Origin of the sequence: Jiangella rhizosphaerae (genome assembly GCF_003579925.1) — a bacterium.
GTDB lineage: Bacteria > Actinomycetota > Actinomycetes > Jiangellales > Jiangellaceae > Jiangella > Jiangella rhizosphaerae.
Genome location: NZ_QUAL01000403.1, coordinates 1 through 12,358 on the forward strand (window position 1 = coordinate 1; position 12,358 = coordinate 12,358).

The following is a 12,358-nucleotide window of genomic DNA, read 5'->3' on the forward strand; positions in this document are numbered from 1 at the left end:
GCCCGTCCCGATCCCGGGACGGGCGCCGCGGCGTTCCCGGCCGGCGCAACCCCACGCGCGGCGCGGCCGGCTCAGGCCTCCGCGGCCGCGATCAACGCCTGCGCGAACCACTCCATCGTGGCGACACTGCCAGAGCGCACCTGCTCGCGCGGCCAGCCGTTGATGATGCCGACCAGCTCCCAGTACCGCTCGACCCGGCGGTCGGAGAACAGGGCGATCTGCTCGCCCAGCTCCCGGCGGAAGTCGGCACCGTCGGCGACGCCGCGCGCGTGGGCGAACCGGGGCGCCAGCTGATCGACGACCAGGCGGCCCTCCGGCGACCCGGGCGCGACATCGGCCGACCGCAGCGGCGTCACCAGCTCGGTCACGCTCTCGTAGAGCGCCATCTCCGCCGGCGCCGGGCCGGCCGAGGCGGAACCCGACGACGCGCCGGCCTCGGCCATCTGCCGCACCCGCGCCCGGTAGGACGGGTCCTGCACCAGCTCGGCCAGCTCGACCCAGGCCTCGACCTGAGCCGGAGTGGGGTCGTCGGGAAGGTCGACGCGGACCGAACGCATCCGCTCGGCGAACGCGGGGTCGGTGTCCAGCCCCTCGAACGCCGACTCCCAGTAGTCGTCGATGATCTGCTGCCGTTCGGCGGCGGACAGGTGGGCCAGGCGGTTCATGAGATCCAGCTCCTCGTGGTCGTCGATCCCCAGCGCGGCCACCGCCCGCAGCACCGAACGGCGGGTCCGGAGCAGCCGGATCTGCGCGTCCAGGGCGGCGGCATGCGCCGTCGCCATGTCGGCCAGCGACAGCGACCGGTCGAGGACCCGCCGGACGGTCGCGAGGTCGATGCCGAGCTCGCGCAGCGTCCGGACGAGATCCAGCCGGGCCAGCGCCACGGCGTCGTAGCGGCGGTAGCCCGCCGGGGATCGGTCGGTCGGCGGCACCAGCCCGATGTCGGCGTAGTACCTGATCGTCTTCACCGGGAGTCCGGTGCGCCGGGCCAGGTCGCCGATGCTCAGGAAGGGGCCGTCGTCGTTCACGGGAACCACGGTGGTGTCTCCAGCGACTGGAGAGTCAAGCCGGCCGACGGAACAGCAGGTCAGCCGAGGATCAGGACGTCGGCCATCACCGCGACGAACACCACCGTCAGGTAGGTGATCGAGCCGTGGAACAGCCGCATGGCGGTGAGGCCGGCACCGTCGGCGGTGCGCCGCGCCCGGCCGTACAGCCGGTGCGCCTCGACGAGGAACCAGACGCCGGTGAGCACGGACGCCAGCCCGAAGATCCACCCCAGGTCGGCGACCGGCCACAGCACGAACGTCGTGGCGACCATGGCCCAGGAGTAGAGCAGGATCTGGAACGCCACCGTCCGGGCCGACGCCACGACCGGCAGCATCGGCACGCCCGCCCGCGCGTAGTCGTCGCGGTAGCGCATGGCCAGCGGCCAGTAGTGCGGCGGCGTCCAGAAGAACACCACCAGGAAGAGCAGCACGGGCGGCCAGTCGAGCGTTCCGGTGACGGCGGCCCAGCCGATGAGCGTGGGCACGCACCCGGCGACGCCGCCCCACACGATGTTCTGCGACGTCCGCCGCTTCAGCAGCATGGTGTAGACGAGGACGTAGAACAGGTTGGCGGCGATGGTCAGCGCCGCGGCCAGCGCGTTGACCCACACCAGCATGATCGCCACCGACGCCACCAGCAGCGCCGACGCGAACGCGAACGCGCGGTACGGGGCGACGACGGCGCGGGCCAGCGGCCGGCGCCGGGTGCGGTGCATGACGGCGTCGATGTCGCGCTCGAGCACCTGGTTGAACGCGTGGGCGCTACCGCCGGCCAGCGTGCCGGCCGCGAGGGTGGCGAGCACCAGGCCGAGCGAGGGCAGCCCGCGCTCGGCCAGCACCATGGCGGGCAGCGTCGTGATGAGCAGCAGCTCGACGACGCGCAGCTTCATGAGCGCGACGTAGGAGCCCAGCACGGCCCGCAGCCGCGCCAGCCGCGTCGGCGGCTCCGGCGCACGCCGGGTCGCCGCGGGGCTCGGCTCGACGGACGTCAACGTTCACCTTCGTGTGGTCGAAGAGACAGGCGGGAGTGGGAAACATCCGCCAGCTTGGCCTGTTGAGTCTAACGGTGCGCCCAAACCGCCGAGCGGCCGGGCACACGTGCGGGTGACGTCGATACGCTCGACCGTGAACGGCCGTCTCGACGACGGCGCTGCGAGCAGAGACGTAGGGACCCATCCGCCTGAGAGGAACGTCACGCCGGTGAACACGACACCCGAGAACAGCGCAGCCTTCGAGTGGACGGAGCTCGACGACCGGGCGGTCGACACCGTGCGGCTGCTGGCCATGGACGCCGTCGAGAAGGCGGGCAACGGGCATCCCGGCACGGCGATGAGCCTCGCCCCGGTCGCCTACACGCTCTACCAGCGGGTGCTCCGCCACGACCCCTCCGACCAGCACTGGCTGGGCCGCGACCGGTTCGTCCTGTCGGCCGGGCACAGCAGCCTGACGCAGTACATCCAGCTCTACCTGTCCGGCTACAACGTCACGCTGGACGACCTCAAGGCGTTCCGCACGTGGGGCTCGTCGACGCCGGGTCACCCGGAGTACCGCCACACCGACGGCGTCGAGGTCACCACGGGTCCGCTCGGGTCGGGCTTCGGGTCCGCGGTCGGCCTGGCGTTCGCCCAGCGCCGCGTCCGCGGCCTGCTCGACCCCGACGCACTGCCCGGCGAGAGCGTCTTCGACCACCACGTCTACGTCATCGCCTCCGACGGCGACCTCGAGGAGGGCGTGTCGAGCGAGGCCAGCTCCCTGGCCGGCACGCAGGAGCTGGGCAATCTCATCGTCCTGTGGGACGACAACCACATCTCCATCGAGGACGACACCAACATCGCCTTCACCGAGGACACCGTCGCCCGCTACGAGGCGTACGGCTGGCACACGCAGGTGGTCGACTTCACCGCCGACGGCGAGTACAAGGAGAACCCGCGGGCCATCTTCGAGGCGCTGCAGAACGCCAAGGCCGTCACCGACCGGCCGTCGTTCATCGCCGTCCGCACCATCATCGGCTGGCCGGCGCCGAACAAGCAGAACACCGGCGCCATCCACGGCTCCGCGCTCGGCGCCGACGAGGTCGCGGCCACGAAGCGGGTGCTGGGCGCCGACCCGGACAAGACGTTCGACGTCGCCGACGACGTCCTGGCGCACGCGCGCCAGGTCGGTGAGCGCGGCAAGCGGCTGCGCACCGAGTGGGACGAGCGCTACGCCGCCTGGCGCGAGGCCAACCCCGACCGCGCCGCCCTGCTCGACCGCCTGCAGAAGCGCGAACTGCCCAGCGGCTGGACCGACAGCCTGCCGGTCTTCGAGCCGTCCGAGAAGGGCGTCGCCACCCGCGCCGCGTCGGGCAAGGTCATCAACGCCATCGCGCCGGTGCTGCCGGAGCTGTGGGGCGGCTCGGCCGACCTCGCCGGTTCGAACAACACCACCATCGAGGGCGAGCCGAGCTTCCTGCCCGAGAAGCGCTCCTCGAAGATGTTCCCGGGCGACCCCTACGGCCGCACCCTGCACTTCGGTGTCCGCGAGTTCGCCTCCGGCCTGATCGTCAACGGCATCGCGCTCAACGGCCTCACGCGGCCCTACGCCGCGACGTTCCTGGTGTTCAGCGACTACCAGCGGGCCGCGGTCCGGCTGGCGGCGCTGCAGCAGCTGCCGGTGACGTTCGTGTGGACGCACGACTCCATCGGCCTCGGCGAGGACGGCCCGACGCACCAGCCGGTCGAGCACCTGTCGGCGCTGCGCGCCATCCCCGGTCTGGACGTCGTCCGCCCGGCCGACGCGAACGAGACGGCCGTGGCCTGGCGCACCATCCTGGAGCGGCAGCACCCGGCCGGCCTGGCGCTGACCAGGCAGAACGTGCCGACGTTCGACCGCTCGGTCTACGGCGACGCCGAGGGCACGGCCCGCGGCGGCTACGTGTTCGCCGAGGCCGACGGCGGAACGCCGCAGGTCATCCTCATCGGCACCGGTTCCGAGCTGCAGATCGCCGTCGAGGCGCGCGAGCGGCTGCAGGCCGACGGCGTGCCCACCCGGGTGGTCTCGATGCCGTCCCAGGAGTGGTTCGAGGAGCAGGACGCCGACTACCGCGAGTCGGTCCTCCCGGCCGCCGTCAAGGCCCGCGTCTCCGTCGAGGCGGGCGTGGCGATGAGCTGGTACCGCTACCTCGGCGACGCCGGACGGGCCGTCAGCCTCGAGCACTTCGGCGCGTCGGCCGACTACCAGACCCTGTACCGCGAGTTCGGCATCACGGCCGACGCCGTGGTGGCCGCCGCCCGCGACTCCATCTCCAACGCCTAAGAGGAGTCACCATGACCACCAACGATCCGCTGGGCCGGCTCTCCGCCGAGGGCGTCGCCATCTGGCTCGACGACCTCTCCCGCGACCGCCTCACCACCGGCAACCTGCAGTCGCTCGTCGACGAGAAGCACGTCGTCGGCGTCACGACGAACCCGTCGATCTTCCAGGCGGCCATCACCAAGAGCAGCCTGTACGACGACGACCTGCGCCGGCACGCCGGGCAGGGCTCCGACGCCGACGCCGCCGTACGCGACCTCACGACCGACGACGTCCGCGCCGCCGCCGACCTGTTCGCCCCCATCGCCGAGCGCAGCACCAACGGCGACGGCCGGGTCTCCATCGAGGTCGACCCGCGGCTGGCGCACGACACCGAGGGCACCATCGCTCAGGCGCGCGAGCTGTGGGCCGAGGTCGACCGCCCGAACGTGTTCATCAAGATCCCGGCGACGAAGGCCGGGCTGCCGGCCATCACCGCGACGATCGCCGCGGGAATCAGCGTGAACGTCACGCTGATCTTCTCCATCGACCGCTACCGTGAGGTCATGGACGCCTACCAGGCGGGGCTCGAGCAGCGCCTCGCCGCCGGCGAGTCGCTCGACGGCATCGCCTCGGTCGCGTCCTTCTTCGTCAGCCGGGTCGACACCGAGATCGACAAGCGGCTCGAGTCCATCGGCAGCGACGAGGCGCTCGCGCTGCGCGGCCAGTCCGCCGTCGCCAACGCCCGGCTCGCCTACGCCGCGTACGAGGAGGTCGTCGCCGCCGAGCGCTGGCAGCGGCTGGAGCAGGCCGGCGCGCAGCGGCAGCGGCCGCTGTGGGCGTCCACGTCGACGAAGAACCCCGACTACGACGACACCATGTACGTCACGCAGCTGGTCGCGCCCGACACCGTCAACACCATGCCCGAGGCGACCATCGAGGCGGTGGCCGACCACGGCGAGATCACCGGCGACACCATCCGGCCCAACCGCGAGAACGCGTGGAACACGCTGGCCGCGGTCCGCGCCGCCGGCGTCGACCTCGACGACGTCAGCGAGGTCCTCGAGCGCGAGGGCGTGGAGAAGTTCGAGACCAGCTGGAACGACCTGCTCGACTCCGTCAACGCCAAGCTGGAGGCCGCCAAGTGACCGCTCTGAGCGTCACCACGTACGGTGTCGACGCGGACGCCGTCGTCGATGGCCTGGTCGGCGAGAAGGTCGCGTCGCGCATCGCGGCGAAGGACGCCACGCTGTGGGGTCCGGAGGCCGAGTCCGAGGCGTCCATCCGGCTGGGCTGGACCGACCTGCACGAGACGTCGCGGCCGCTGCTGGCCGAGATCGAGGCGCTGTCGGCGCAGCTGCGGTCCGAGGGCCTCGACCGCATCGTGCTGGCCGGCATGGGCGGCTCGTCGCTGGCGCCGGAGGTCATCACCCGCTCCGCGGGCGTCGAGCTGACCGTGCTCGACACCACCGACCCCGGCGCGGTGCGGCGGGCGCTGGCCGACCGCCTCGACCGCACCGTCCTCGTGGTGTCCAGCAAGTCCGGCTCGACGGTCGAGACCGACAGCCAGCGCCGGGTGTTCGAGGCGGCCTTCACCGAGGCCGGCATCGACGCCGCCAGCCGCATCGTCGTCGTGACGGACCCCGGCTCCGGCCTGGCCGACCTCGCCACCGAGCGCGGTTACCGCAAGTTGTTCCTCGCCGACCCCGACGTCGGCGGGCGCTACTCCGCGCTGACGGCGTTCGGTCTGGTCCCGAGCGGGCTGGCCGGCGCCGACATCGCCGCGCTGCTGGACGAGGCCGCCGCCGTCGCCGAGCGGCTGTCCGGCGACGTGCCCGACAACCCCGCGCTGCGGCTGGGCGCCGCCCTCGCCGGGGGCCACGGCGACGGCCGCGACAAGGTGGCCATCGCCGACGCCGGCTCCGGCATCGCCGGCTTCGCCGACTGGGCCGAGCAGCTCATCGCCGAGTCCACCGGCAAGCAGGGCACCGGCATCCTGCCGATCGCCAGCGGCGGCACCGACGACCCCGAGGTCGCGCACCCCGCCGGCGACGTCCTGCCGGCCCTCGTCGGCTCCCCCGCGCAGCCGCCCGCCAAGGGCGTCGTCGTCGCCGGTGAGCTGGGCGCGCAGTTCCTGCTGTGGGAGTACGCGACGGCCGTCGCCGGGAAGCTGCTGGGCATCAACCCGTTCGACCAGCCCGACGTCGAGAGCGCGAAGGCCGCCGCGCGCGGCCTGCTCGACGCCACGCCGGAGCCCGAGGCGCCGGCGTTCACCGACGGCGTCGTCGAGGTCCGCGGCTCGGCCGGGCTGCTCGACGGCGTCGACTCCCTCGCCGGCGCGGTCGAGGCGCTGCTCGGCCGGCTGGAACCGAACGGCTACCTCGCCGTCATGGCCTACCTCGACCGCGAGGGTGACGACGCCGGGCTCGCCGGCGTCCGCGTCCCGCTGGAGCGGCGGACCGAGCGGCCGGTGACGTTCGGCTGGGGGCCGCGCTTCCTGCACTCCACGGGCCAATACCACAAGGGCGGGCCGGCCCAGGGCGTGTACCTGCAGGTCACCGGCGCGCCTGCCGAGGACCTGGAGATCCCCGACCGCCCGTTCACCTTCGGTCAGCTGATCGCCGCGCAGGCCGCCGGCGACGCCCAGGTGCTGGCCGACCACGACCGTCCGGTGCTCCGGCTGCACCTGACCGACCGCAAGGCAGGCATCGACACCCTGAGGGGCATCCTGAGGTGAGCTACCAGAACCCGCTGCGCGACAAACGCGACAAGCGGCTGCCACGCATCGCCGGCCCGTCCGGCCTGGTGATCTTCGGCGTCACCGGCGACCTCGCCCGGAAGAAGCTGATGCCGGCGGTGTACGACCTCGCCAACCGCGGCCTGCTGCCGCCCGGCTTCTCGCTGGTGGGCTTCGCCCGGCGCGACTGGGCCACGCAGGACTTCGGCAAGATCGTGCACGACGCCGTCAAGCAGCACGCGCGTACGCCCTTTCGCGAGTCGACGTGGCGGCAGCTCGCGCAGGGGTTCCGGTTCGTGCCGGGCGACTTCTCCGACGACGACGCCTTCGACCGGCTGGCCGAGACCGTCCACGAGCTCGACCAGCAGCAGGGCACCGGCGGCAACTTCGCGTTCTACCTGTCCATCCCGCCGTCGTTCTTCGACATCGTCAGCAAGCAGCTCGACCGCTCCGGTCTGGCCCACCCCGACGGGCCGGAGCAGTGGCGCCGGGTGATCATCGAGAAGCCGTTCGGCCACGACCTCGAGAGCGCCCGGCAGCTCAACGCGACGGTCGAGAGCATCTTCCCGCCCGACGCGATCTTCCGCATCGACCACTACCTCGGCAAGGAGACGGTCCAGAACATCCTGGCGCTGCGCTTCGCCAACCAGCTGTTCGAGCCGATCTGGAACGCCCACTACGTCGACCACGTGCAGATCACGATGGCCGAGGACATCGGCATCGAGGGCCGGGCCGGCTACTACGACGGCATCGGCGCGGCCCGCGACGTCATCCAGAACCACCTGCTGCAGCTGCTGGCGCTGGTGGCCATGGAGGAGCCGGTCTCGTTCAACGCGTCGGACCTGCGGGCGGAGAAGGAGAAGATCCTGTCCGCGGTGCGACTGCCCGAGGACCTCTCCCAGTACACCGCCCGCGGCCAGTACGCATCGGGCTGGGCCGGCGGCGTCAAGGTCAACGGCTTCCTCGAGGAGGACGGCATCCCGGAGGGCTCGACGACGGAGACCTACGCCGCCGTCCGTCTCGACATCGACACCCGCCGCTGGGCGGGCGTGCCGTTCTACCTGCGCACCGGCAAGCGGCTGGGCCGCCGCGTCACCGAGGTGGCGATCGTGTTCAAGCGGGCGCCGCACCTGCCGTTCGAGTCCACCGCCACCGAGGAGCTGGGCCAGAACGCTCTGGTCATCCGGGTGCAGCCGGACGAGGGCACGACCATCCGGTTCGGCTCCAAGGTGCCGGGGACGGCCATGGAGGTCCGCGACGTCACCATGGACTTCGGCTACGGCGGCTCGTTCACCGAGGAGAGCCCCGAAGCCTACGAGCGGCTGATCCTCGACGTCCTGCTGGGCGACCCGCCGCTGTTCCCCCGTCACGAAGAGGTGGAGCTGTCCTGGCAGATCCTCGACCCGATCGAGGAGTTCTGGGCCAAGAGCCCCGATCGGCCGGAGCAGTACGCTCCCGGCGGCTGGGGTCCGGCGTCGTCGGACGAGATGCTGGCCCGCGACGGCCGCAGTTGGAGAAGGCCATGATCATCGACATCCCGTCGACCACCGCCGCCGCCGTCGGTAAGCGCCTGGTCGACCTGCGCGAGAAGCACGGGGCCGTCGCGCTGGGCCGCGTCCTGACGCTCGTCCTCGTCGCCGAGGAGGCCAACGCCGAGGACGCCATCGACTCGGCCAACCAGGCCAGCCACGAGCACCCGTGCCGCATCATCGCCGTCATCCGCGGTACGTCGCGCGGGTCGGCGCGGCTGGACGCGCAGATCCGGGTCGGCGGCGACGCCGGCGCGAGTGAGGTGGTCGTGCTGCGGCTGTTCGGGCCGCTGACGGCGCACGCGGAGTCCGTGGTGGTCCCGCTGCTGCTGCCGGACAACCCGGTGGTCGCCTGGTGGCCGGCCGAGTCGCCCGAGGTGCCCGCCGACGACCCCGTCGGACGGCTGGCGCAGCGGCGCATCACCGACGCCGCGGCGTGCAAGCGCCCGATCGCCGCCCTGCAGGAGCGGGCCGAGAGCTACCGGCCGGGCGACACCGACCTCGCGTGGACCCGGCTCACACTGTGGCGGGCGCTGCTGGCCGCCGCCCTCGACCAGCCGCCGCACGAGGAGATCACCGCGGCCCGGGTCGTGGGCGGGCCCGACAACCCGAGCGCCGACCTGCTGGCCGCCTGGCTGGCGCACACGCTGAAGGTGCCGGTGACGCGGACCAAGGCGACCGGCGTCGACGGCCTGCTCAGCGTGCGACTGGACCGCCCGTCCGGGGCCATCGGCATCGAGCGTCCCGACGAGGAGGTGGCGACGCTGACCGTGCCCGGCCGGGCCGACCGCCGCGTCGCGCTCCCCCGTCGCTCGGCGGGCGACTCACTGGCCGAGGAACTGCGCCGGCTCGACCCCGACGAGGTCTACGGCGAGGTCATCCAGGAAGGACTGAACGAGTTGCACGAGTTCGGCAAGGTCACCCGGACCAAGGCGAAGGTGAAGCGATGACGACGCCCACGATCGTGATCCATCGCGACGCCGACGTGCTCGTGCAGGCGGTGGCGGCCCGGCTCATCACCCGCCTGGTCGACGCCCAGGCCGCGCACGGCGACGCGTCGGTCGTGCTCACCGGCGGGACGGCCGGCATCGCGACGCTGCGCGCGGTGGCGGCGTCGCCGGCCTGCTCGGCCGTCGACTGGTCCGCGCTCTCGGTCTGGTGGGGCGACGAGCGGTTCCTTCCCTCCGGCGACCCCGATCGCAACGAGACGCAGGCGCGCGAGGCGCTGCTGGACCACGTCCCGGTCGACCCCGCGCGGGTGTTCGCGATGCCGGCCCGGTCCGGCGACCTGACCCCGGAGGACGCCGCGGCGCAGTACGCCGACGTGCTGGCGCAGCAGACGGAGAAGCGCCTGCACTCCGGCGCGCCCGCGTTCGACGTGCTGCTGCTCGGCGTCGGCCCCGACGGCCACGTCGCGTCGCTGTTCCCCGAGCACCCGGCGCTGCACGACGACCGCACCGTCGTCGGCGTCCGCGGCGCGCCGAAGCCGCCGCCCGAGCGCGTCAGCCTCAGCCTGCCGGTGATCCGGTCGGCCGACGAGGTCTGGCTGGTCGTGGCCGGCCCCGACAAGGCGCCGGCGGTCCGGCTGGCGCTCGGCGGGTCGGGCCCGGTCCAGATCCCGGCCGCCGGCGCCCAGGGTCTGCGCGCGACCCGGTGGCTGCTCGACCGCGCGGCGGCGTCCGAGCTCCCGCCCGGGCTGGGACGTCCCGCGTCACCCTGACCGACGGCCCACGCCGACGACCGACTGCCGACCATCCTTGTTGATCATGGAGAAATCGGGTTTCCCAGCGTTGGGAAGCCCGATTTTTCCATGATCAACTCAAGGGGTGTCCGATTTGTTCCGAGAGGAAGGGTTACCTATCCTTCCCACATGGCGACGGTGAAGGCCAAGAAGAAGTGCTGCAAGGACCGGCCGCGGTGCAAGGTGTGCCCGGTCGTGCTCAAGCGGCTGGCCGACGCCGGCCTGCTGGAGCGCGAGAGCAAACGACGGTACTCCTTCGACACCAAGCCTCCGAAGTCCGCCGTGTCGGCCGCCCGCGCCGCCTAAGGAGCGGTGACGTCGCCTGCGCTCGCCGGGCGGATCGACTGGTGGAAGCGGAAGCAGTCGTCCGGGTCGTAGCGGCGCTTGACCGCGCGTAGCCGAGCCAGGTTGGCGCCGTGGTAGGCCGCCTCCCCCTCGAGCAGCAGCGGGTCGGGGAAGTTCACGTAGGCGCCGCCGCTCCCCCACGGCTGCACGACGTTCCACAGCTCGGCCAACCGGTCCGACGCGGCCGACGTCACCCGCGGCGCCGGGTCCTCGACGACGGTGGCGACGTTGACCAGGAACGACTCCTCCCGGTGCGGGAACGCTGTGGCGTCGACCGGCATCCGACCGTAGCCGCCGGCCCAGGCGAAGAACGTGCACTCGCGGGCGAACCCGGGTACCCGGTCCGCCGCCAGCCGCTCGACCAGCGCGGACACCGCTTCGGCCGGCAACGCGTGGCGGAAGAACATCGATCGGCCGGCGATGAGATCGGTCGGCACCGTGCCCTCCGGCAGGGCCGAGCCGAGCAGATTGAGTCGCCGCACGGCCGGCAGGTACGGGCCCGGTTCGTGGATCTCCCACGTCGGCTCGGTCCCGACCGCCTCGATGACCGGCGCCAGCATCGCGTCCGACGTCTCCGCGTCGATGACCATCCCGAACAGGCTCACGCCGGGCGCCTCGCCCGGGTCGGCCGGCACGACGAGGCGCAACTCGGCGACCACCTCGTCCGGCGCCCGCGGCGCCCAGTCCTGCCACGCCCCGATGACGGCGGCGGCGTGCTCGTACGGCCAGGTCACGTGGAACGCGGACACACCGGCCGGCAGCGGCACCGTCGCCAGGACCAGCGTGGTGACGACGCCGAACTGCCCGCCGCCGGAGCCGCGCAACGCCCAGAGCAGGTCGGCGTCGCGGGCCTCGTCGCACCACACCACGCGGCCGTCGGCCAGCACGACCTCCGCGGCGACCAGGCGGTCGCCGGCCAGCCCGTGCCTCCGGCCGAGGAACCCCAGGCCGCCGCCCAGCACGTGCCCGGCGACGCCCACCGTCGGGCAGGTGCCCATCGGCACGGTGCGATCGTACGGCTCCAGCGCCCCGTAGAGCCGCCCCAGCCGGACCCCCGCGCCGACGGTGACGCGGCCGTCGGCGACCGAGACCCGGTCCAGCGGCGTGACGTCGATCAGCAGCCCGGACGTCGATGACCGGCCCGCGTAGCAGTGCCCCCCGCTACGCGGAACCGTCGCGATGCCGTGCTCGCGGCCGAACGCGATCGCCGCCGCCACATCACCCGCGCCGGCGGCCCGGACGATCGCCGCCGGCCGCACCTCGACCGGCTGCCGCCGCATCGGCCGGCGTGCCGCCTCGTAGTCCGCGTGGCCGGGCAACAGCAGCGTGCCCTCGAGCGACGCCGCGAGACGGTCCCACGCCGGTGGGGTCATGCATCCCCACGATAGGGCCTCTCAGCTCGCCGTGGAGCGGAGGTAGGCGGCGACGTCGGGGTGGTGGAAGAAGTCGGCCCAGCCGGCGGCGTCGAGATGGAAGCGATCGTCCCGGGCCGAGACGTCGGCGCCGTGCTCGACCAGCAGCTTCACCACGTCGAGCGCGCCCGCGCCGGCGGCGTGGTGCAGCGCCCCGTCGACCGGCGCACCGGCGGTCACCAGCGCCCGCACCACGCCCCAGTGGTGCAGGCCCGCCGCCTCGGCGACCAGCGTCGGGCGCACGTCGTCCGGCCCGGCGGCCGCCACGCCCGTCG

The 12,358-nt window shown here is 73.0% G+C and carries 11 protein-coding genes; 7 read left to right on the top strand and 4 right to left on the bottom strand.

Annotated features, from left to right (window positions below; all coding sequences use genetic code 11):
• Positions 1 to 71: 71 nt before the first annotated feature.
• Positions 72 to 1,028 (bottom strand): MerR family transcriptional regulator, encoded by a 957-nt coding sequence (locus DY240_RS27130; protein WP_158603020.1) that lies wholly within the window; start codon positions 1,026 to 1,028, stop codon positions 72 to 74.
• 59 nt (positions 1,029 to 1,087) lie between these two features.
• A complete protein-coding gene (locus tag DY240_RS27135; protein ID WP_119662789.1) occupies positions 1,088 to 2,041 on the bottom strand; it encodes a heme o synthase in 954 nt (317 codons plus the stop codon).
• A 208-nt stretch (positions 2,042 to 2,249) separates the two neighbouring features.
• On the opposite strand from DY240_RS27135, the gene tkt reads away from it, so the two are divergent.
• The 7 genes from tkt to DY240_RS33040 all read left to right on the top strand — a co-directional run bounded on the left by tkt (position 2,250) and on the right by DY240_RS33040 (position 10,632).
• Positions 2,250 to 4,343 carry a transketolase gene (gene tkt / locus DY240_RS27140; RefSeq protein WP_119662790.1) on the top strand — a complete coding sequence of 698 codons (2,094 nt, stop codon included), beginning with the start codon at positions 2,250 to 2,252 and terminating at the stop codon, positions 4,341 to 4,343.
• 11 nt (positions 4,344 to 4,354) lie between these two features.
• On the top strand, positions 4,355 to 5,467 hold the full coding sequence (tal, locus tag DY240_RS27145) for a transaldolase (protein ID WP_119662791.1): 1,113 nt from the start codon (positions 4,355 to 4,357) through the stop codon (positions 5,465 to 5,467).
• The gene (locus DY240_RS27150; protein WP_119662792.1) at positions 5,464 to 7,056 is read left to right on the top strand and encodes a glucose-6-phosphate isomerase; all 1,593 of its coding nucleotides are present in this window, start codon (positions 5,464 to 5,466) and stop codon (positions 7,054 to 7,056) included. The genes tal and DY240_RS27150 overlap by 4 nt, the downstream gene beginning before the upstream one ends.
• Entirely contained in the window at positions 7,053 to 8,582 is a 1,530-nt protein-coding gene (gene zwf, locus DY240_RS27155; RefSeq protein ID WP_199702575.1) for a glucose-6-phosphate dehydrogenase, read from the top strand. The genes DY240_RS27150 and zwf overlap by 4 nt, the downstream gene beginning before the upstream one ends.
• A complete protein-coding gene (gene opcA / locus DY240_RS27160; protein WP_119662796.1) occupies positions 8,579 to 9,535 on the top strand; it encodes a glucose-6-phosphate dehydrogenase assembly protein OpcA in 957 nt (318 codons plus the stop codon). Before zwf ends, opcA begins: the two co-directional genes overlap by 4 nt.
• A complete protein-coding gene (pgl, locus tag DY240_RS27165; RefSeq protein WP_119662794.1) occupies positions 9,532 to 10,305 on the top strand; it encodes a 6-phosphogluconolactonase in 774 nt (257 codons plus the stop codon). The genes opcA and pgl overlap by 4 nt, the downstream gene beginning before the upstream one ends.
• A gap of 150 nt (positions 10,306 to 10,455) precedes the next feature.
• Positions 10,456 to 10,632 carry a hypothetical protein gene (locus DY240_RS33040; RefSeq protein WP_199702576.1) on the top strand — a complete coding sequence of 59 codons (177 nt, stop codon included), beginning with the start codon at positions 10,456 to 10,458 and terminating at the stop codon, positions 10,630 to 10,632.
• Here the strand turns inward: DY240_RS33040 and DY240_RS27170 are convergent.
• A complete protein-coding gene (locus DY240_RS27170) occupies positions 10,629 to 12,044 on the bottom strand; it encodes an FAD-binding oxidoreductase (RefSeq protein ID WP_119662795.1) in 1,416 nt (471 codons plus the stop codon). The genes DY240_RS33040 and DY240_RS27170 overlap by 4 nt on opposite strands.
• A 21-nt stretch (positions 12,045 to 12,065) precedes the next feature.
• A partial coding sequence (locus DY240_RS27175) for an ankyrin repeat domain-containing protein (protein WP_199702577.1) occupies positions 12,066 to 12,358 on the bottom strand: 293 nt, incomplete at its 5' end.

What these genes read in the sequence shown, in the direction of transcription:
- tal (WP_119662791.1), top strand. Translation starts at nt 4,355, where the DNA reads ATGACCACCAACGATCCGCTGGGCCGGCTCTCCGCCGAGGGCGTCGCC.
- opcA (WP_119662796.1), top strand. Translation starts at nt 8,579, where the DNA reads ATGATCATCGACATCCCGTCGACCACCGCCGCCGCCGTCGGTAAGCGC.
- pgl (WP_119662794.1), top strand. Translation starts at nt 9,532, where the DNA reads ATGACGACGCCCACGATCGTGATCCATCGCGACGCCGACGTGCTCGTG.
- DY240_RS33040 (WP_199702576.1), top strand. Translation starts at nt 10,456, where the DNA reads ATGGCGACGGTGAAGGCCAAGAAGAAGTGCTGCAAGGACCGGCCGCGG.
- DY240_RS27170 (WP_119662795.1), bottom strand. Translation starts at nt 12,044, where the DNA reads ATGACCCCACCGGCGTGGGACCGTCTCGCGGCGTCGCTCGAGGGCACG.